This window comes from Pseudomonas sp. 31 R 17, from assembly GCF_900004915.1.
In the GTDB taxonomy this organism is placed as follows: domain Bacteria; phylum Pseudomonadota; class Gammaproteobacteria; order Pseudomonadales; family Pseudomonadaceae; genus Aquipseudomonas; species Aquipseudomonas orientalis_A.
On record NZ_CVTN01000081.1, the window covers coordinates 15680 to 34459 of the forward strand.

Sequence of the window (18780 nt, forward strand, 5' to 3'; positions counted from 1 at the left end):
CTTCAACAATAAGGAATACATCGATGGGTTCGCTGAAACGAATGGCTGTGGTCTGTGGTTTTACAATGATGTTCGCCGGTGCTGCCCAGGCCGAGGACTGGCAAGTGGCCAAGGACGACGACGGGATCAAAGTGTCCCTGAGCGAAGTGGCCGGTTCCAAGTACAAGGCCTATCGCGGGGTGACCGTGATCAAGGCGCCAGTGGCGAAGATCGTTGCGCTGCAGGAGGACGTAGCGGGCGCCTGCAAGTGGATTCATGAGTGCAAATCGCAAAAGCTCGTCGACAAGAAAGGCGATGAGGCCTGGACCTACACCCAGTTCAAGGCGCCGTTCCCGGTGACGGACCGTGATTCGTACATCCATGTCACCACCACCCGGTCCGCTGACGGTACCGTCACCCGCAAACTGGAGGGTGTGCCGACCTACAAGCCTGAAGAAAAAGGCTATGTGCGGGTCGCCCAGGTGCAAGGTGCCTGGACACTGGTGCCCAAAGGCGCCAACGAGACCGAAGTGACCTACCAGGTGCACACCGAGCCGGGCGGCAGCGTGCCGTCGTGGCTGGCCAACAAGTTTGTGGTGGACGCACCGTTCAACACCTTGAAAGCCCTGAAGGAACGCGCCGAGAAGTAAGCGCGGCGAATCCTGTGCCTCCTGCCTTGAGTGGAACGTTTGGTGAGCCCTCAAGGTCCAGATAGATGTGAGCCCACACATGGGTTTTATCGAGGAGGCACCGATGCCGAAGTGGAACATTTCTTTCATCAATGACCGTGGTGAGCCGGTAGTCGAGCAATTTGACTGCGATCATGAGCCGACGCTGGAAGAGGCCGCACAGATGGTGCGCATACGCGTGTCGCCGGTATTGGAAAAGCTGGACCTCAACGATCTTGCCGATCGTGTTCCCGATCCTACGGTCAAGAGCTTGCACGACCAAAATGGTATCAAAGACCTCAGGGTCGAACCCGCCGCCTGAATATTCCCTGCATGCCATCTTTGCGCCTCTGGTGCAGGTGGTAGCTTCGCGCTACTCTGCAATCGAGATCAGCGAATCAATCGCTCAGGTCTGGTCTTGTCAGCTACATGCTTGTTTTCCTGCGGTGGTCATTGCCGTGGTACCCGCGCCAGTAGCGCGCGGGCTTCAGCTTCAGGAAGCACGGAAAGTCTATCCATCAGTCTGAGGAGGACGTTTCATGAGCACAGCCTATCAAGAAGACATCAGCACCAACGTTCTGCGCCGCATGAAAGAAGGCGGCTTCGACTTCTCACGCTTTCACCCCATCGAGTTCTACGCCATTTTTCCTGATGAAGAACGGGCGCGCAGGGCTGCGGGTCGATTTCGTGGAGAATCGCTGAACGCCCAGGTCAGCGCACGCGACGATGGTGCCTGGTACCTGGAGTTGAGCAAAATCATGTCTGCAACCTACGACGGTATAGGAGACTTCGAGCAGGACTTTGAGGCAGTGGTAGAGCCGCTTGGCGGGATCATCGAAGGCTGGGGCGTCAAGCAGGAGGTGCGTGGGTTACCCATGTAGCGTTTATGAGCAACACAGCACATCGGCTGACCTTTGGGTCGGCCGATTTTGTTTGAGCTGCCCGCCAATGTTCGCAACGTGCAGCGCGCTTTGTGTGCGCCCAAAAAAAAGCCACCCGAATAGGGTGGCTGAAAGGGAAGATCGAGGAGCCGATCAGTACACGAGTTGACACGGTACTGGCTGTGCAAAGGGTTTAGCTGTAGGACATGTCCTTTTCAGCCGATGGAGATGATTATCCGCAGGTGCGGGCGGGCAGTGAAATCAACTCTGACTATGCTGGTGATAGTCAGAGCTCGCATCGCCATGAAGCGTGCGGCGAAACTCCGGTGATTACGCGCACCAGGACGGTGCAGCGACAATCCCCGGGTTGTCCAGGTTTTTGATTTTCAAGTGTTTATGCCGCTGGCACGGGCCTTGCGAAGGTCCTTGCGTCCGGGTGACAAGGAGTACGGCATGATCCGCACTTATTACGATGAAATGTACGATGGGGCAGGGCAGGTCCGGCCCCATTACCGCCAGTTCGCCCGATGGTTGGCCGATACCCCTGCCGAACTGCTGGCCCAGCGTCGGCGCGAGGCCGATTTGCTGTTCCATCGTGCAGGGATCACGTTCACGCTTTATGGGGACGAGCAGGGGACCGAACGCTTGATTCCCTTCGACACCATCCCCCGCAGCATCCCGGCGAGCGAATGGCGAACGGTCGAGCGCGGCTGTATCCAGCGGGTCAAGGCGCTGAACATGTTCCTCGCCGACCTGTACCACGAACAACGCATCATCAGGGCCGGGATCATTCCCGCCGAACAGGTGCTGGCCAACGAGCAATACCAATTGGCCATGCAGGGCCTGAACCTGCACCGTGATCTGTATTCCCACGTCTCCGGGGTCGACCTCGTTCGCGATGGCGACGGCACTTACTACGTGCTGGAAGACAACTTGCGTACGCCGAGCGGCGTCAGCTACATGCTTGAAGACCGCAAGATGATGATGCGCCTGTTCCCGGAGCTGTTCGCGGCCCAGCGTATTGCGCCGATTGATCATTATCCCAACCTGTTGCTCGACACCCTGAAAAGCGCCAGCCCCCTGGATAATCCCAGCGTGGTGGTGCTGACCCCGGGGCGCTTCAACAGTGCGTTTTTCGAGCATGCCTTCCTCGCCAGGGAAATGGGCGTGGAGTTGGTGGAGGGCGCCGATTTGTTCGTGCGCGATGACCGCGTATTCATGCGCACCACCGACGGCCCCAAGGCGGTGGACGTGATCTACCGCCGTCTCGACGACGCGTTTCTCGACCCCCTGGCCTTCAACCCGGCCTCGATGCTCGGCGTGCCGGGCCTGCTGGCCGCCTACCGTTCGGGCAATGTCGTGCTGGCCAATGCCATCGGCACCGGGGTGGCGGATGACAAATCGGTCTACCCCTTCGTCACCGAGATGATCCGTTTTTACCTGGATGAAGAACCGATCCTGCAGAACGTTCCGACGTTTCAATGCCGTAAGCCCGACGAACTGTCCCACGTCCTGGCCCACTTGCCCGAGTTGGTGGTCAAGGAAACCCAGGGCTCCGGCGGCTACGGCATGCTGGTGGGCCCGGCGTCCACGGCGGCGGAAATCGAGGCGTTCCGCGCACGCATCAAGGCCAAGCCCCACGCCTATATCGCCCAACCCACCCTGTGTTTGTCCACCTGCCCGACGTTTGTTGAAAACGGCATCGCGCCGCGGCATATCGACCTGCGCCCGTTCGTGCTGTCCGGCAAGGAAACACGCGTGGTGCCCGGTGGCCTGACCCGCGTAGCGTTGCGCGAAGGCTCGCTGGTGGTCAATTCGTCCCAGGGCGGCGGCACCAAAGACACCTGGGTGGTCGAGGATGACCTGTGTTGATTAAAAACTGTTCCCCCCTGGAGGCGGCATGAGACTCTCCATCAGCCACGAAACCACTTACCGCTACGAAGACCAGGTGCGCGCCAGCATCCAGTATCTGCGCCTGACGCCCCACGACAGCGAGCGCCAGCACGTTCTCAGCTGGCAGCTTGACCTGCCGCGCCCTGTGCGGGCGCAAGTGGACCCGTTCGGCAACATCCTGCATGTGCTGACGCTGGACGAGCCTCACGACTCCATCATTATCGGCGCCCGTGGCCAGGTGGATATCGACGAGCTGCGCGAGGCCGAACATGAGAGCCAGTCGGCCTTTCCGTTCCTGCGCTGCACGCGCCTGACCGAGCCCGACGAAGCCCTGCGCGGTTTTGCCCGGCAGCACTGCCACCAGCGGCGTGACCGCACGGCCCTGATCGACCTGATGCAGGCCTTGAACCAATCGATGCGCTACACGCCGGGCGCCACCCAAGTCGACACCTGCGCGGCTGAAGCCTTCGCCGGCCACGCGGGCGTCTGCCAGGACCATACCCATGCGTTCCTGGCCTGCGCGCGCAGCCTGGGCATTCCGGCGCGGTATGTATCAGGGTATTTGTACACCGAAGACACTACGCACCTGGCCAGCCATGCCTGGGCCGAAGCCTGGCTGGACGACGCCTGGTACAGTTTTGATGTGACCAACCAGTTGGCCCGGCCGGAGCGGCACTTGAAGCTGGCCGTGGGCCTGGACTATCTGGATGCCTGCCCGGTGCGCGGCATGCGCCGTGGGGGCGGGCATGAGCAGATGCATGCCAAGGTATTCGTGGCGCCGACCCCGGTGATCTCTGTCCAGCAACAATAATCAGCGACTGAACGCAGTTCAAATGTGGGAGGGGGCTTGCCCCCGATGGCGGAGTGTCAGTCACAGCATCTGTGTCTGACCCCCTGCAATCGGGGGCAAGCCCCCTCCCACATTTTGATCTGCGCAAGCCTCAAGGCATCTGCTTGCGCCCCGCCATATGCCGCAAGTACCTCACCAGCAGATCCAACTCGTCGTCCGGCAACACACTGGCCGCAAACGCCGGCATCTTCGCCTGCGGCCAGTGCCTCAGGCTCTGCGGGTCGCGAATGTACCGCTCGAGGAAATCGCCGCTGAAATATTCAGTGGGGTTGTAGGGAATATTCAGATCCGGCCCTACCTGTGCATCACCGGCCCCATTAAGCCGGTGGCAGGCCAGGCAGTTCTTCTGAAACAGCGCAAAGCCTTGATTGACCGGGTCATCCGCCGGCAACGTCGGGTCGGGTAACAAGGCGGGGAAGCGCTCGGCGACCGTCTGTAATTGCTTGATCCTGGAGATCTGGAAGGGCCACTGCTCCGGGCTGACATGCCCTGCCTGCGGGTCGGTCCACACCAGGTAGAACGGCCCGGCGCTCGGTTTGCCATCCCCCAGCGAGGGCCAGGGATGGGCCGGGTCTTCTACCGCCAGCCAGGCGCGGGCGCCGTTTTTTTGCAGCAGCGGCGCGGCGGCGAGTTCAGCGGCAAAACCGTCAAGGGCGACCGCTTGCAGATGGCTCGCAGGGTTCAGGCCCTTTAGGAGAACCGCCAAAGGCACTGCGCGATAAGTCATGGTGCGCTTGTAGGAAACATCATCGACAACCTGCACCGTCTGCGCGTCGGGGTGTTTGAGCAGGTCCGTGGTCTGCCAGGTCTTGCTGGCATGCTCCAGTTCAATGGTCAATTGCGCGGCCCAGGCGGGCAGTGCCAGCAGCAGGGCAACGAAGGCGAGGATCGATTTCAAGGGATAGCCCGGGTTCGCAGTGGCGGAAAAGGCACGATAGCGCAAATCCGCACGCAAAAAGACAGCCCCCGCAACGGGACCGCTATTCGCAATGTCCCGGCAGGTGCTGCCAAAAGCTGCAGTCCCGACGCTGTGGGTGCGCGCAACAGGTCGCTCGCGTCGTCACCCGATAACCTTGGTTAAGTTGGGCAAGATCAGAATCAGTGTGGTGGCGAACAGAATAAGTCCCGCCTGACGTACTTTCGAATGTTTGAACATGGCTGACTGCCTTTTGTTGTTATTCCTGAGCGTCAAATGCGTGCCTGTTAATCAAGTATCGCGATCTGGCGTGACATTTTTCTTACAGCGGCTCCAGCAAAACCCGGCAGCAGCTTCTTACAGATTCAACCTTAGAGCCCTCGTTCTTCGGCGCTTAGATCCATTTCATATCAACTAATCACGTTTTCTGCTTAAAACGGCATGAGGCCTAGTGCCATCTTGGCGCCAACCCCAAGGCTAGACAGCTAAAACGATTAACCCGGGGTTTCCCATAGCTGCCTACCGTTCGTCCGAGCGAGGGGGTCAAAAGCAATGAGCGCATCCGTCATTGAAACCGTGTCAATCGGGCCTAAGGTAAGGGCATACGCCCACTGTGGTTCGAGGACATCATGACCCAAGCTCTGATCTTTGATGCGATACGCACGCCCCGTGGCAAGGGCAAGGCCGACGGTGCCCTGCACAGCGTCAAGCCGGTAAACCTTGTCGCCGGTTTGCTCATCGCGCTGGCGCAGCGTTGCGACCTCGACACCCGCCAGGTGGATGACATCGTCCTCGGGTGCGTCACCCCGGTGGGCGATCAGGGCGCCGATATCGCCAAGACCGCCGCGCTGGTCGCGGACTGGGACGTCAGTGTTGCCGGCGTGCAGATCAACCGCTTCTGCGCCTCGGGCCTGGAGGCGGTAAACCTGGGGGCAATGAAAGTACGCTCCGGATTTGAAGACCTGGTGGTGGTCGGCGGCGTCGAATCCATGTCCCGCGTGCCGATGGGCAGCGACGGTGGCGCCTGGGTACTCGACCCGCAAACCAACCTGCACAGCCACTTCACGCCTCAGGGCATTGGTGCCGACCTGATCGCTACCCTGGAAGGCCTCACCCGCCAGGACGTGGACACCTTTGCCCTACAGTCGCAGCAGAAAGCCGCCAGGGCGCGGGCAGACGGTTCCTTCAACAAGTCGCTGATCGCGGTGCAGGACCAGAACGGCATCGTGCTGCTGGACCATGACGAATTCATTCGCGGCGACTCAACCCTCGAGGGCCTGGGCAAGCTCAAGCCCAGCTTCGAAATGATCGGCCAGATGGGTTTTGACGCCACCGCGCTGCGGGTCTACAGCCATGTGGAACGCATCGACCATGTGCACACGCCGGGCAACAGCTCCGGCATCGTGGATGGCGCCGCGTTGATGTTGCTCGGCTCCGAGGCCAAGGGCCGCGAACTGGGCCTGCAACCACGGGCGCGCATTGTCGCCACGGCCGTCACCAGCACCGACCCGACCATCATGCTCACCGGCCCTGCACCGGCCACCCGCAAGGCGCTGGCCAAGGCCGGCCTGCGCGTCGAGGACATCGACCTGTTCGAGGTCAACGAAGCGTTCGCGTCGGTCGTGCTCAAATTCATCAAGGACATGGGCATCGACGCCGCCCGCGTCAATGTCAATGGCGGCTCGATCGCCATGGGTCACCCCTTGGGCGCCACCGGCTGCGCGATCCTCGGCACCTTGCTCGACGAGCTGGAGGTGCGTCGGCAGCGCTACGGCCTGGCCACCCTGTGTGTCGGCGGTGGCATGGGTATCGCCACCATCATCGAACGCCTCTGAGCCCAAGGACACTGTCATGACCGACGCCATTCGTTACGAAAAAGGCCAGGACCAGATCGTGGTGCTGACCCTCGACATGCCCGGCCAAAGCGCCAACACCATGAACGCGGCCTACCGTGAGGCAATGGCGGCCACCATTGCGCGCCTGGAGGCGGAAAAGGACACCCTGGCCGGGGTGATCATCACCTCGGCCAAGAAAACCTTCTTTGCCGGTGGCGACCTCAATGAGCTGATCCAGGTCGACAAAGCCCACGCCAAGGCGTTCTACGCCGACGTAGGCGTGTTGAAGGCCCAACTGCGCAGCCTGGAAACCCTCGGCAAGCCGGTGGTGGCCGCGATCAACGGCGCGGCGCTTGGCGGTGGCTGGGAGATTTGCCTGGCCTGCCATCACCGCATCGCGCTGGACGACACGTCCGTGCAGCTCGGCTTGCCGGAAGTCACCCTGGGCCTGTTGCCGGGTGGCGGCGGGGTGGTGCGCATGGTGCGTTTGCTGGGCCTGGAAAAAGCCCTGCCGTATCTGCTGGAAGGCCAGAAAGTGCGGCCGGCGCAGGCATTGCAGGCGGGCCTGATCGATGACGTGGCGGCAGATCGCGACGAGCTGCTGGCCAAGTCGCGCGCCTGGATCCTGACGAATCCGCAGGCCAGGCAGCCGTGGGACAACAAGGGCTACCAGATTCCCGGGGGCACCCCGTCGAACCCGAAAGTCGCGCAGATGCTCGCCATTGCGCCGTCGATTCTGCGCAGCAAGACCCAGGGCTGTTTCCCGGCACCGGAGAAAATCCTCTGCGCCGCCGTGGAAGGCGCACAGGTGGATTTCGACACCGCGCACCTGATCGAAACCCGCTATTTCACCGAGCTGGTGACCGGTCAGGTGGCGAAAAACATGATCGGCACGTTCTGGTTCCAGCTCAATGAAATCAACGCCGGCTGCTCGCGACCACAAGGTTTTGCGCGCTATGTGACGCGCAAGGTCGGCGTGCTCGGCGCCGGCATGATGGGGGCGGGCATTGCTTACGTCAGTGCCTGTGCGGGCGTTGACGTGGTGCTCAAGGACATCAGCCTGGCCGCTGCCGAGAAGGGCAAGGCCCATTCGGCGGCGTTGCTGGACAAGAAAGTCAGCCGTGGGCAACTGACCGCCGAGCAGCGGGAAACCATCCTGGCGCGGATTCAGCCTGCACAGGATGACGCCGACCTGACCGGCTGTGACCTGGTGATCGAAGCAGTGTTCGAAGACCGCGAACTCAAGGCCAGGGTAACGGCCGCCGCGCAGCGCGTGGTCGGTGCAGACGCGGTGATCGCCTCCAACACCTCGACATTGCCCATCAGCGGCCTGGCGAGCGCAGTGCCCGACCCTGGCAAATTCATCGGCCTGCATTTCTTCAGCCCGGTGGACAAGATGCCCCTGGTGGAAATCATCAAGGGCGCCCACACCAGCCACGAAACCCTGGCTCGGGGTTTCGACTTCGTACTGCAAATCAAGAAAACCCCGATTGTGGTCAACGACAGCCGCGGCTTCTTCACCTCGCGGGTATTCGGCACATTCACCAACGAAGGCATCGCCATGCTCGGCGAAGGCGTGGCCGCGCCGATGATCGAGACCGAAGCGCGCAAAGCCGGTATGCCGGTAGGGCCGCTGGCGGTGTCCGATGAAGTGTCCCTGAGCCTCATGAGCCATATCCGACAGCAAACCGCCAAGGACCTGCAAGCGCAGGGCAAGGCAGCGCCGACCCATCCGGCGACGGCGGTGATCGATCTGCTGGTCAACGACCACAAGCGCACGGGCAAAGCTGCGGGTGGCGGTTTCTATGACTACCCGGCAGGCGCCCGGAAGCGCCTGTGGCCCGAACTCAAGACGCGGTTCGAACAGTCCGATAAACAGATTTCGCCCCAGGACGTGCGCGATCGCTTGTTGTTTATCCAGGCCATCGAAACCGTGCGCTGTGTGGAGGAGGGCGTGTTGATGTCCACCGCCGACGCCAATATCGGTTCGATCTTCGGCATTGGCTTTGCGGCCTGGAGTGGCGGCGCGCTGCAGTTTATCAATCAGTACGGCCTGGACGACTTTATCGCCCGGGCGCGCTATCTGGCCGAGCAGTACGGGGAGCGTTTCGCGCCACCGGCGTTGTTGCTCGAGAAAGCGGCACAAGGCGCAACCTTTTGCTGATCAACCAGGGGCTTGCTTTGCAGATACCTTTCAAGGCACGCTCTGGGGTGTTCAATATTCCCATCGCCGTGTCAGGTATTTTTTATGTCGCTACGCGTCTGCATCCTGGAAACCGATATTCTGCGTCCGGGCCTGATCGATCAGTACCAAGGCTACGGGCAGATGTTCAAGCGCCTGTTCGCCAGGCAGCCGATTGCCGCCGAGTTTGTGGTGTACAACGTGGTGCAGGGTGAATACCCGCCGGATGACGAAGTGTTTGACGCGTACCTGATCACCGGCAGCAAAGCCGACTCGTTCGGCACCGACCCATGGATCCAGACCCTCAAGACCTACGTGCTAAAGCGCTATGAGCGCGGCGACAAGCTGTTGGGTATCTGCTTCGGCCACCAGTTGCTGGCGTTGCTGCTCGGCGGCAAGACCGAACGCGCCAGCCAGGGCTGGGGCATGGGCATCCACGATTACAAGCTCGATGCCAAGGCGCCCTGGATGAGCCCGGAAGTGCCGGAGCTGACGCTGTTGATCAGCCATCAGGACCAGGTCACCACCCTGCCGGAAAATGCCACGGTCATCGCCTCAAGTGAGTTTTGCCCCATCGCGGCGTATCACATTGGCGACCAGGTATTGTGCTTCCAGGGCCACCCGGAATTCGTTCAGGACTATTCCCGCGAACTGCTTGAGATTCTTCAGACAACCCTGGGCGAAAAGGTCTACACCAACGGCGTGGCCAGCCTTGAGCGCGACCACCACGGCGCGACCGTGGCGGAATGGATGATGCGCTTTGTGGCGCACACACCTAAAGCCAACCCGACCGTTTGAAGCTCGCCCACAAGCTGGTGCAGCCCACGGCAATAAACCCGAGCACTGCAAAGTAGCCGTAGTGCCATTGCAGCTCGGGCATGTTCTGGAAATTCATCCCATAAATCCCCGCCACCGCCGTGGGGAACGCGAGGATCGCCGCCCAGGCGGCGAACTTGCGCTGCACCACACTCTGGCGCGAGGCCTCCAGCAGCACGCCGAGCTCGATGGTCTGGCTGGCAATGTCGCGCAGAGTCGTCAAGTCTTCCATCTGCCGCGTGACATGGATCTGCACGTCACGGAAGTAGGGGCGCATGTTCTTGTCGATAAACGGAAAGCTCAGCTTCTGCAACTCCTGGCTGATCTCCACCATCGGCGCCACATAGCGCTTGAGCCGCAGCACGTCGCGGCGCAGGCCGTGGAGGTTCTGGATATCGCGCTCGCTCAGGGAACTGCACAGCACATTGCGCTCCAGTTCATCGATCTCGGCGTGGATCGCTTCGCTGACCGGCTGGTAGTTTTCGGTGACGAAATCCAGCAAGGCATAGAGTACGAAATCTTCCCCATGCTCCAGCAACAACGGACGCGCCTCACAGCGCTGGCGCACAAAACCGTAGGACGCCGAATGCCCGTTGCGGGCGGTGATGATGTAGCCATTGCCGGCGAAGATATGGGTCTCGATAAACTCCAGCTTGCCGTTCTCGCGAACCGGTGAGTAGGTGACGATAAACAGCGCGTCGCCGAAGGTTTCCAGCTTCGGGCGACTGTGTTTTTCCATGGCGTCTTCGATCGCCAGCTCATGCAGGTTGAACTGGTGCTGCAGGTTGGTCAGTTCCTGGGCGCTGGGTTCTTCCAGGCCGATCCACACAAAGTGGCCGGGTTTGGCGGCCCAGGCCGCACCTTCGTCGAGGGTGATATCCGTGACTTTCTTTCCGACGCTGTAGACGGCGGCGGCAACGACTCTACCCATGGTGCTGATCACTTCTTATCTGGAGGACAGGTGTTGGGCAGCTTAGCGTGAATGGCGTTCCCTGAAGTGATCGTTCAAGCGCCTTGCAGTTCGCGATCCATCTGCGCAATGCACGCATCCATCTTCGCCTGGCACGCCAGCATCAACCTCGGAACGTCGTCCGCCGTCATCCCCACAGTAGGAATCGGCGCCAACGAACGTATGAGCACCTCGCCACTGTTCCAGCGATTAAGGCGCATATGCGTGACATAGTTACTGACACACACCTGCACGATCGGCACACCGGCCGCAATCGCCATATGGAACGCGCCTTTTTTGAACGGCAACAGACCTTTGCCGAGGTTGCGCGTGCCTTCCGGAAATACCCAGATGGACGTGTCTTCATGCTGCAGGGTGCGGGTCGTGGTGAGCATGGCACGGCGTGCCTTGTGCGCATTGCCGCGGTCGATCAGCACATTGCCGGCCAGCCAGAACAACTGGCCGAACAACGGCACCCACTTCAGGCTTTTCTTGGCAATGCATACCGTGCGATGCGGCACCACGGTGCCCAGCACGAACAGATCATAGTTGGACTGGTGGTTGGCGATCACCACGCAGGTGCCGGGCTTGTTGCGCAGCGAGTCGACATCCGTCCTCACCTTCAAGCGCAGTATCCACATGGCGGGCAGTGCATAGAGGCGCGCGCAGAGGCGACTGTTGTCAGGATTGAACGGGCGGCATACCCCTATGAGCACGCCCACTATCCCGGCGAGCATAAAGTGCAGGCCCATCAACAACATACGTAACAGAAAAAGCATCGACACAGCCCATCGAAACAAAAGGTGGCGCAGTGTACGGATGTGCACTGTATTCGGCAATTGCCCCTAAAGACGTAGGAGATAGGCGATGTTTAAGCGCATGTTTCAACATAGGCCGATAAAGGCTGTCTAGAGCGGCGCAGGCTGTTTCGGCTTTGGCTGTAAGAAAAAGCCCGACTCAAGGTTGTAATGTCGTTCAGTTAAGTAAGGCTTTTTGTAGGAGCGAGCTTGCTCGCGAAAAACCACAGGCGCCGCGTTCATTCAGGAAGCACGCGTTATCGTTGACGTTTTTCGCGAGCAAGCTCGCTCCTACAGAGGGCGATGTAGGCTTAACTGAACAGCATTACGACTCGAGGTCGGGCTTTGGCACGGCAGGTTCAGGCATCACATCAGCACATGACCTTGATCCTGGATAATTGCATCGTCCAGCGTCTCCAGCAGCGCCTTGCGCACCTTCAGCTTGGTCTGCTTGTGCGCGTTCATATTGATCTTCTTCAACTGCCGCGCCGCTTCCAATGCCGCCGCGTGCAATTCTTCCGGCGCCACCACCTTGTCGAGGAAGCCCGCCTGCAAGGCGCCTTGCGGGTCAAACATCTCGGCATTGATCACCGAGCGATGAAACGCCGACTTGCGCAGACGGTCCCGCGCCAACTCGATACCGGCGTGGTGCATGGTCATGCCGATCGCCACTTCATTCAGGCCAATGCTGAACGGGCCCTCAACGCCAATCCGATAATCCGCCGACAACAGCAGGAACGCGCCCTTGGCCACCGCATGCCCAGGGCACGCCACGATCACCGGAAACGGATGCGACAACAAGCGACGCGCCAGCGTCGAGCCGGACGTCACCAGGCCGATGGCCTCTTTAGGGCCGGCCGTCATCACTTTCAAATCATAACCACCCGACAGAATGCCCGGCGTGCCCGTGATGACCACCACTGCCCGATCCTGCTCCGCCTGATCCAGCGCCGCATTGAACGCACTGACCACTGCCGGCGAAATGGCATTCACCTTGCCGTTGCTCAGGGTCAGGGTCGCGATACCGTCTTCGAGGTGGTAGGCAATCAACTCACTCATGACGCGGTTCCTTATAGGGCTTGTTATAGAAGAATGCAGCAAACGTTACCCAGCGCGCCCGCGCGGGTAAAGCGCCGTGACTGACTGCCCAGTCAGGCTTTTGCTTCACAGCCGGCAGCAGAGCGCCTGAAGCAGGGCACCACAGCCAGCGTAGACCATCCCGATCCATGCCCGAGATTGGCACAATCGCCATCGCCCGCAGACCCCGTTCCGGCATAACCGTCTAACCGCATGAAAATTCTGAAAAAAACCTTTGCCATCAGAAAGGCTTTCGACTACATTAGCGCGCCTCGACAGGCTGAACTGGTTTGCCGAGATACGGTGAAGTGTCCGAGTGGCTTAAGGAGCACGCCTGGAAAGTGTGTATACAAGAAATTGTATCGAGAGTTCGAATCTCTCCTTCACCGCCAAATTTGAAACGACTAAACCCCTGAAAACGTTGAAGTTTTCAGGGGTTTTGTGTTTTTAGGGTGGGCAAAATAGCTTTCTTGGGAACATCCATGGGAACAACGGGAGAGCCAGACAGCCTGCTTTATCAAGGCATTCAGGTTGCACGGCAACCTGGCGGTCCCCTTCTCAATCTTGCTTTGACGTTTGGAATGCAACCGTCCCGCTTCGTGGATTCGAGAAATAGGGCGCGTTCGGTTTTGCAATGTGCCAGTTACCCTTTTCTAAGCCGTGTCGTCCGCAATGATCAGCCTGACAGTCAGCGACTTGACTGGATTTAATCCACACTCTTTAATAGCTACTACCTAATAGTATTTTACCGTGCTATAGCGCGCTTATGAACTAGCGCTGTTTCAAGTGAGTTTTTAAGCTCTGCCATTTAAAACGAACATGAGCGAATTGCATTTTCAATACTTAATTTGGAAGGGGAAGCAAATGGCTATTGAGGGCTTCGAAAGGTACAAGGTGGAGAAAACAGTTAAGAAGATAGTAGAGGGGAATTTTGATGAGAATACTGTTGATGGTCTTCTTATGGGGCTGCGCGAGCATTGTGCAAGCAATAGTGTGTTTAGGGAGATAGCCCACTTTGTTGCCCATAACAAAGTGAGAAATCAAGGGCTAACTAATAGCGAGCTTGAAGCTTTCTATTTGTCTCTAAGGCATTTTAGTGAGTATGTCGGCCCTGAAAAGCGTCTTGATTTTTCAGTCCCGGTACCCATGTACATAAAAAAGTTGTTAATGGTGCAGTTGGATAAACTAACTGATGCAGAGATAAGGAAGAAATATCGAGAACGCCGTAAGGTACTAAAATCTAGGATTGATAAATTATTTAATTTTGATGAGGGAAAGGGCACCATATTGCTCAAGGAGGCAGTCAGCAATCCTACTGCCAAGCTCATTACAGATCTTCTGTCATTCATACAGGCGCGCCCCGTTTTCACGCAACAGTTAGTTTTAGATCAGATCGTCTCGACTTTGAATATCAATAATTTAATGTTCGAAATGTCTGACCTAGTTCTTCAGTCTGATAAAATTGTATTATGTATTCTCGCTTTGCTTCATAACACTACCTACGAAACTGCGGATAAAGCAATTAGTAAATGCTATATATCGTCAGAGCACGATCTAATACCATTAGGCCCCCTAGTGGGCCTCCATGGTGAGGCAGTTGTCAATTCTTCGTTTGGGAAGTTGTCGTTAAAAGGCACTGTGCCCGTTAATTGGAGAGGTAGGAATAACATATGGGCAGCGTTTTCTATTTTTTTAACGGACCTGCTTGTAGAAGATTGGTGCGAGCCCAGTATGGTAAAAATTGTTAGCGTGGGCTCGACTTCAGGTCTCCCGACACATGTTTTAAAAGTGGATTTTGATCGCCCGCTTTTCATAAATGATGACTTCAAGCTTCAGCCGCTTTAGCCTCAGCTGAAGTTCTAAGCTTTACGTTAAGTGTAATTGCGAATTAATGGTTCTAGATATATCTATCTAAGGCCTGCGCCGGTTCGCCTATTAATCGAGTTTTGTCTTTATACCCAAAGCGTGTTCAAGTATACCGATGACGTCGGGACCGTCCTCGTTGATCCATGTTCCATAGTGCTGTCGGATCATGTTCGCACTGGTGTGGCCCATCTGCTCTGCAATCCAGTCAACCGAGGCAACGCCCGTGGTAAGCAGTTGGCTGGCATAAGTGTGTCGGCACTGGCCAGGTCCGCGATAACGAACGCCTGCCGCTTTCAAATGCGCTTTGAAGAACCTGTCCCTTACGACGAAGTCGCTGACGTGCGGCAGGCCGCTTTTGGTGTTCAGGAATACAAAGTGCAGCTTGTGCTTGCGAATGGTCTTGTTATCGCGCTCGACGACGTCGACCGTGTCCACAGTCTTGAGCTGGTTGATGGCGTCCAATTTGCGCAGGGCATCCCAGGCGGGCTCCAGCAGGCGTACCTTGCGCGTCGAGCGCCGGGTTTTGGTCACCCGATAGGCGCCCCCGCACCTTGGACCGGCGAAAAGTCACCGTGCCCTGTTTCAGATCGACGTCCTCCCAGGCCAGTGCAATAGTCTCCGACACCCGAGGGCCGGCCCAAATCATGAACTGCACCATCAGTAGCTCTTGAGTGCGGCTACACGAAGGCCGTATCTCCCGATCCGTCCGAACAGTTTCCATACGTATGCACTTTTGCATGCCATGGGTAAAGGGAGAGATAGCGCCGTGTCTAACAAGCCCAGCGATGAAAATCAGCAAATGGAGAATTGCAGTACTGAGTTAAATACGCCGGAGTTTTTGCTTTTATCGCTATTACGAATGTTGTCTGAGACTAATCAGGAGCATATTTTGGGATGCATTGAGGTTTTGCATAAGGCACAACGCTCTAAATAAAACAACCCGGCAATGCCGGGTTGTTTTTTATCGTTGTCTTGGTGCTGGCGCTGTCGGGCGTGGTGGAGGGGGGAGGCGAACATCGCCTCTTACGTTTCTAGTTGGAGGTGGAGGTGGAGGTTTTTGCGCCATGGTTTTAGCTCCTAGAGTTTAGGTATAGTGATTACTGCATAAGCTATTACAGCAATGCCTGCTGCAAGTATAAGGCACACATTGCAATAGTATAAGCTTGAGCTCTTTATGTCGTTATTGGTTGTACAAATTGTTGCGCAGTTCATGTAGTTTTCATAATAGTACTTGTTCAGTTGTTCAGCTACTATCGTGTCTGAATTGGCTTCGTCACTATAATACGCTATTAGGTCTAGTCGATATTTCTCGATGGTGTTAGGTGCAGGGAGGTTCTCATCTACTCTCCCTAAAAGGGCGTCGATGAAGAAGTAAATTCCTATGCCTAGTACAACTATCGACAACGCGATTATTGTGAGGAACCAGATCTTTGCGCCTAGCGTTAATGTAGCTCTGTCGCCTGTGATGATGACCGAGTAAAAACCCGCGATTGCAATGATTGTTGCTAGTGGAATACTTAACCTAGAGAAGATCTGCTCTTTTCTGGCTAATTCGTGAAAGTAAATTTTTCATAGTGTTTGAATAAATTTTCATTTGTCAATTCCATTCTCCGGGGATTTATATTCTTCCATTATTAATTAGTTTCCAGTAGTGCTCGCCGAGTACAGTCAGTTTGCATGACTTTGAATTCATTGCAGCAAAGTACATATGCTCCTCATTAACAGGCTTAACCAGATTTAATCGATTCAGCTTTTGAAGTATTGCAAACTTTCGATTGTTTTCAGGGTCGGGCTCTATTCCATGATTAGGCGCCGGTGGTTGGGGCTCGAAGCTGGGATCTAGCGCTATTTCAGAGTTGGGAGTTTCAAATAAATCATTAATTTGGCGTAGTTCGGAAAGCTGGATTGGTGGTGAAACTTTTCTCAGGGACGTGAAGGCTCTGACGTTGGTCTTGAATACTGGCCTTTGCTCCCAAAGACTTAAGGACTGATCAATGTGAGCATAGATACTGCCTGGTGTTATATCTCCTAATAGGTTAGCCGCGCCACCATTTAACGCATCGACAAACAAAGATGTGAAAACGCCGGACCCATTAGCTTCTTCTGCATATTGGTCTTTTGTGGAAGCGGTAAGGATGGTCATCCCTTCAGCTAGAAGCGCTTTTTCTCCAAGCGATTTCTGAGTGCCAGCGGCGCCCGAGTAACAGCTATCTAATACTATTATTTTGTTAATGGCCTTTGAGGCGTTTGCCAGCTCTAATACTTCCTGTAGTGACAGGCCGTCATCACCTTCGGAGCATTCTGATGTTAGTAAATAACCACCTGTTTCTTCAATGTGCCCATGTCCTGCAAAATAAAATAATGCAATTTGGCACTCGTCCTCAAAAAGCTTTCTTATATTTTCTTTAAGGTCTTTTCGTGTGATGGAGCTTGCTGCATCTACAGAAGTTATATGTTTTACGTCGAAATTCAATTCACCATTCATGTGTCGTTCTAGCACTTGGTTTACTGCATATGCGTCGGCTACGCATCCAAATAGGGGGTGTATTTTTTCGTAATAGTTGATCCCCACGACCAAAGCCTTCTTCATATGGATCTTCCCGCATTCTTCCCTTCGCCCATCATTTGGGTCACAGCGTTGGCAATCCCTGGCCACGTCCATGTGATAACACGATTTCTGGCAAGGCCAGCAGGTAAGGTGCTATTGGCATCAGCGTCATCTACATAAACTCCAAAAATGGGTACGTTTTGAGAGCGAGCCATTTCAATTTCTTTAACCACTCCGGTGGCTGTTGCCATGTGACGACCAACAAGGACGATGAGAAGATGAGTTTTGTTGATCTTTTCTTTGACGATTGCCTCCCATTGGGATTGCGGCATAGGGCTTTTGGCAGACCAGTCTTCATGTTTGAAAGGGGTTTTCGAATTCCAGGCTTGTCCAGCAAATAGAGTTTTATGAGTGCTGTTGTTATCAACATCGAAACTGATGAAAGCGCGTGGTTCAGCCATCTTATAATCCCTTAAACAAATGAATGAGGGGGTAGTGTGACTCCGTGAAGGCGTTTTGCCAACACAGTAAAAAAACGGCTAATAACTTGCTGTTTTTTAAGAAAAAAATATCTGTTTTAGACTCGTGCTTTGCTCATAGGTCTTGTTTGAGCTTTAAGTTTTCTCTGTCTACAGCACGCTTTGCAGTCTTCTCGCTAGCGTAAAGCCATCTCAGCCGTCTCGGCGTCGTTTGATTCCCTCTAGATTTCGAATCTCAGCCCCCTACACGTGTGATGCGCACGCGTAACGCGGTGCAATCTGAGGCTCATGGGAATGGCGTGGGAATGCTTTCGCGCAACTGGCACCGCTGGAGCCCTTGTATTCCGGGGCCTCGGCTGAGCGATCGAGGGTGCGGGTACTTTCGAATCTCTCCTTCACCGCTACATTCTGAAAACGCAAGCCCATGATTTTACTAGAGAAAAACTGTGGTTTGTGGTTTTTGGCGTCCAAAAAATAGCTCCATGAGACCACCATGGGACTGGCGCTCCATTATTGGGCGGGCAGTGGTCGCTAAGGCGTACTCAGGAAGGGGCGCTTTTCGTTCGTTTTGTTGTGAAGTTTTGCCTGCATGGGGTGGCCTAATTGCCTCGCCGCTGATTACAATTGGCCATCATCCAAGGAGAGGTAAAATGATGTATCACTACTACTATTTTGTTTTTCACAATATCGAACACGACGGTAACTTCACCTATCACTCGTCGTATATGTGGATCGATGAGCAAAAAGTCACGACGTCCGTGATTGAGGAGGCACGTCGCACTGCACAAGCGAGTTCTAGGGCGATACTTCTTAATTGCTCCTATCTGGGCCGGATGACCGAAGCAGAGTTCGATTCGTAAAAGGTTAGGGGCACAGACTTTCTATAACGCCGCTTATGTAAAAAAGGCCCACGCACTTTGACCAAGTGCGGGGGCCTTTTGTTTGCCGGGTTTGTTCCGCCATCTGCCCCCGTTCGGACTCTGGAGGGCTAGCCTCGCCGTCAGGTGATTCTCGCCATAGCGCTTATCCAAGCATACAGGCTCT

General features: G+C 56.2%; 15 protein-coding genes, 1 tRNA gene and 1 pseudogene. 10 read left to right on the forward strand and 7 right to left on the reverse strand.

The window, feature by feature from the left end; genetic code table 11:
* The first annotated feature begins 23 nt into the window (after positions 1-23).
* The 5 genes from BFP89_RS23150 (at position 24) to BFP89_RS23170 (ending at position 4232) form a co-directional block, all read left to right on the forward strand.
* Positions 24-629: an START domain-containing protein gene (locus tag BFP89_RS23150; protein WP_065887802.1), complete on the forward strand. Its 606-nt coding sequence runs from the start codon at positions 24-26 to the stop codon at positions 627-629.
* A gap of 79 nt (positions 630-708) precedes the next feature.
* Positions 709-969: a hypothetical protein gene (locus BFP89_RS23155; RefSeq protein WP_065887803.1), complete on the forward strand. Its 261-nt coding sequence runs from the start codon at positions 709-711 to the stop codon at positions 967-969.
* 217 nt (positions 970-1186) lie between these two features.
* On the forward strand, positions 1187-1528 hold the full coding sequence (locus BFP89_RS23160) for a ribonuclease E inhibitor RraB (protein ID WP_057721151.1): 342 nt from the start codon (positions 1187-1189) through the stop codon (positions 1526-1528).
* Positions 1529-1981: 453 nt separating this feature from the next.
* Positions 1982-3400, forward strand: a complete 1419-nt coding sequence (locus tag BFP89_RS23165) for a circularly permuted type 2 ATP-grasp protein (RefSeq protein WP_065887804.1) — start codon at positions 1982-1984, stop codon at positions 3398-3400.
* A gap of 28 nt (positions 3401-3428) precedes the next feature.
* A complete protein-coding gene (locus BFP89_RS23170; protein WP_065887805.1) occupies positions 3429-4232 on the forward strand; it encodes a transglutaminase family protein in 804 nt (267 codons plus the stop codon).
* A 130-nt stretch (positions 4233-4362) separates the two neighbouring features.
* Here the strand turns inward: BFP89_RS23170 and BFP89_RS23175 are convergent, their stop codons facing one another.
* On the reverse strand, positions 4363-5169 hold the full coding sequence (locus tag BFP89_RS23175; RefSeq protein WP_065887926.1) for a c-type cytochrome: 807 nt from the start codon (positions 5167-5169) through the stop codon (positions 4363-4365).
* Positions 5170-5816: 647 nt separating this feature from the next.
* Between BFP89_RS23175 and BFP89_RS23180 the strand changes: the two genes are divergently transcribed.
* From BFP89_RS23180 to BFP89_RS23190, 3 genes are all read left to right on the forward strand, one after another.
* Positions 5817-7022 carry an acetyl-CoA C-acetyltransferase gene (locus BFP89_RS23180; RefSeq protein ID WP_065887806.1) on the forward strand — a complete coding sequence of 402 codons (1206 nt, stop codon included), beginning with the start codon at positions 5817-5819 and terminating at the stop codon, positions 7020-7022.
* 16 nt (positions 7023-7038) lie between these two features.
* A complete protein-coding gene (locus tag BFP89_RS23185; RefSeq protein WP_065887807.1) occupies positions 7039-9186 on the forward strand; it encodes a 3-hydroxyacyl-CoA dehydrogenase NAD-binding domain-containing protein in 2148 nt (715 codons plus the stop codon).
* An 84-nt stretch (positions 9187-9270) separates the two neighbouring features.
* On the forward strand, positions 9271-10002 hold the full coding sequence (locus tag BFP89_RS23190; RefSeq protein ID WP_065887808.1) for an amidotransferase: 732 nt from the start codon (positions 9271-9273) through the stop codon (positions 10000-10002).
* On the opposite strand, the gene BFP89_RS23195 is transcribed toward BFP89_RS23190, so the two are convergent.
* The 3 genes from BFP89_RS23195 to BFP89_RS23205 form a co-directional block, all read right to left on the reverse strand.
* Positions 9980-10951 carry a magnesium and cobalt transport protein CorA gene (locus BFP89_RS23195; protein WP_065887809.1) on the reverse strand — a complete coding sequence of 324 codons (972 nt, stop codon included), beginning with the start codon at positions 10949-10951 and terminating at the stop codon, positions 9980-9982. The genes BFP89_RS23190 and BFP89_RS23195 overlap by 23 nt on opposite strands.
* A gap of 74 nt (positions 10952-11025) precedes the next feature.
* Positions 11026-11748, reverse strand: coding sequence for a lysophospholipid acyltransferase family protein (locus BFP89_RS23200; RefSeq protein WP_065887810.1), 723 nt, complete (start codon positions 11746-11748; stop codon positions 11026-11028).
* 384 nt (positions 11749-12132) lie between these two features.
* Positions 12133-12825: a crotonase/enoyl-CoA hydratase family protein gene (locus tag BFP89_RS23205; protein WP_065887811.1), complete on the reverse strand. Its 693-nt coding sequence runs from the start codon at positions 12823-12825 to the stop codon at positions 12133-12135.
* A 320-nt stretch (positions 12826-13145) separates the two neighbouring features.
* Between BFP89_RS23205 and BFP89_RS23210 the strand changes: the two genes are divergently transcribed.
* A tRNA-Ser gene (locus tag BFP89_RS23210) sits at positions 13146-13235 on the forward strand.
* A 427-nt stretch (positions 13236-13662) separates the two neighbouring features.
* Complete coding sequence (locus BFP89_RS23215) at positions 13663-14688, forward strand: hypothetical protein (protein WP_065887812.1); 1026 nt, start codon at positions 13663-13665, stop codon at positions 14686-14688.
* 90 nt (positions 14689-14778) lie between these two features.
* On the opposite strand, the pseudogene BFP89_RS23220 reads toward BFP89_RS23215, so the two are convergent.
* From BFP89_RS23220 to BFP89_RS27935, 3 genes and pseudogenes are all read right to left on the reverse strand, one after another.
* Positions 14779-15388 (reverse strand): annotated as a pseudogene (locus BFP89_RS23220) (tyrosine-type recombinase/integrase); the annotation flags it as partial.
* 939 nt (positions 15389-16327) lie between these two features.
* On the reverse strand, positions 16328-17299 hold the full coding sequence (locus BFP89_RS27930) for a caspase family protein (RefSeq protein WP_083208134.1): 972 nt from the start codon (positions 17297-17299) through the stop codon (positions 16328-16330).
* Positions 17296-17718 (reverse strand): TIR domain-containing protein, encoded by a 423-nt coding sequence (locus BFP89_RS27935; RefSeq protein WP_083208135.1) that lies wholly within the window; start codon positions 17716-17718, stop codon positions 17296-17298. The genes BFP89_RS27930 and BFP89_RS27935 overlap by 4 nt, the downstream gene beginning before the upstream one ends.
* Positions 17719-18780: the final 1062 nt, after the last annotated feature.

What these genes read in the sequence shown, in the direction of transcription:
- BFP89_RS23180 (WP_065887806.1), top strand. Translation starts at nt 5,817, where the DNA reads ATGACCCAAGCTCTGATCTTTGATGCGATACGCACGCCCCGTGGCAAG.
- BFP89_RS23185 (WP_065887807.1), top strand. Translation starts at nt 7,039, where the DNA reads ATGACCGACGCCATTCGTTACGAAAAAGGCCAGGACCAGATCGTGGTG.
- BFP89_RS27935 (WP_083208135.1), bottom strand. Translation starts at nt 17,718, where the DNA reads ATGGCTGAACCACGCGCTTTCATCAGTTTCGATGTTGATAACAACAGC.
- BFP89_RS23165 (WP_065887804.1), top strand. Translation starts at nt 1,982, where the DNA reads ATGATCCGCACTTATTACGATGAAATGTACGATGGGGCAGGGCAGGTC.
- BFP89_RS23215 (WP_065887812.1), top strand. Translation starts at nt 13,663, where the DNA reads ATGAGCGAATTGCATTTTCAATACTTAATTTGGAAGGGGAAGCAAATG.
- BFP89_RS23150 (WP_065887802.1), top strand. Translation starts at nt 24, where the DNA reads ATGGGTTCGCTGAAACGAATGGCTGTGGTCTGTGGTTTTACAATGATG.
- BFP89_RS23155 (WP_065887803.1), top strand. Translation starts at nt 709, where the DNA reads ATGGGTTTTATCGAGGAGGCACCGATGCCGAAGTGGAACATTTCTTTC.
- BFP89_RS23170 (WP_065887805.1), top strand. Translation starts at nt 3,429, where the DNA reads ATGAGACTCTCCATCAGCCACGAAACCACTTACCGCTACGAAGACCAG.
- BFP89_RS27930 (WP_083208134.1), bottom strand. Translation starts at nt 17,299, where the DNA reads ATGAAGAAGGCTTTGGTCGTGGGGATCAACTATTACGAAAAAATACAC.
- BFP89_RS23200 (WP_065887810.1), bottom strand. Translation starts at nt 11,748, where the DNA reads ATGCTTTTTCTGTTACGTATGTTGTTGATGGGCCTGCACTTTATGCTC.
- BFP89_RS23195 (WP_065887809.1), bottom strand. Translation starts at nt 10,951, where the DNA reads ATGGGTAGAGTCGTTGCCGCCGCCGTCTACAGCGTCGGAAAGAAAGTC.
- BFP89_RS23205 (WP_065887811.1), bottom strand. Translation starts at nt 12,825, where the DNA reads ATGAGTGAGTTGATTGCCTACCACCTCGAAGACGGTATCGCGACCCTG.
- BFP89_RS23190 (WP_065887808.1), top strand. Translation starts at nt 9,271, where the DNA reads ATGTCGCTACGCGTCTGCATCCTGGAAACCGATATTCTGCGTCCGGGC.
- BFP89_RS23160 (WP_057721151.1), top strand. Translation starts at nt 1,187, where the DNA reads ATGAGCACAGCCTATCAAGAAGACATCAGCACCAACGTTCTGCGCCGC.